The 542-nt window shown below is 66.4% G+C and carries 1 protein-coding gene; it reads right to left on the bottom strand.

The features are described from left to right. On the bottom strand, positions 1-542 hold a 542-nt coding region (locus tag ENZ74_RS33840), incomplete at both ends, for an FAD-dependent oxidoreductase (RefSeq protein WP_164761508.1).

The raw sequence follows: 542 nt of genomic DNA, 5'->3' as shown, positions 1-542 counted from the left end.
CCTTCCATGTAATCATCGGGATTTTCGACGAAGCGTGGACGGCCTGCATGTTCGTGGCGCAGGCCGGTGCCGCCGCCGGCCCAGGTCCCGGCGAGGATGACGCCGTCATTGTCTGGCCGCGCATAGTTGCAGGAAATGTCGTCGCACCAGGCGAACGGCATGACCTGCCTTGCCTTGCCGGCAGCGTCGAGCACGGCCATCGGATGGCGCTCGACATGCAGCGGCAGATCGAGGCCGACCGTCGCCAGCAGCCGGCGCGTCCACGGCCCGGCGGCCAGGACGACGGTATCGGCCTCCAGCATCGTTCCATCGGTCAAGATGACACCCGTGATGCGGTCGCCCTGCCGCTGGAGGCTCTCGACCAACGTGTTCTGCATGATCCTGGCACCACTGGCGCGGGCGGCACGGGCAATAGCATTGGTGGCGCCGAAGGCATCGGCATAGCCATACTCGGGTTCCCACAGCGCCAGCGCGACATTGTCCAGGGCAAAGCCCGGTGCGGCATCGGCAAAGGCCTGCGGCGACAATGTCTTGATGCGCGC

The sequence above is a fragment of the Mesorhizobium sp. M7A.F.Ca.CA.002.15.2.1 genome (genome assembly GCF_003998715.1).
Lineage (GTDB): Bacteria > Pseudomonadota > Alphaproteobacteria > Rhizobiales > Rhizobiaceae > Mesorhizobium > Mesorhizobium ciceri.
The sequence above is the reverse complement of the archived record's forward strand: the minus strand, read 5'-3'. Positions and strand labels throughout refer to the sequence as shown.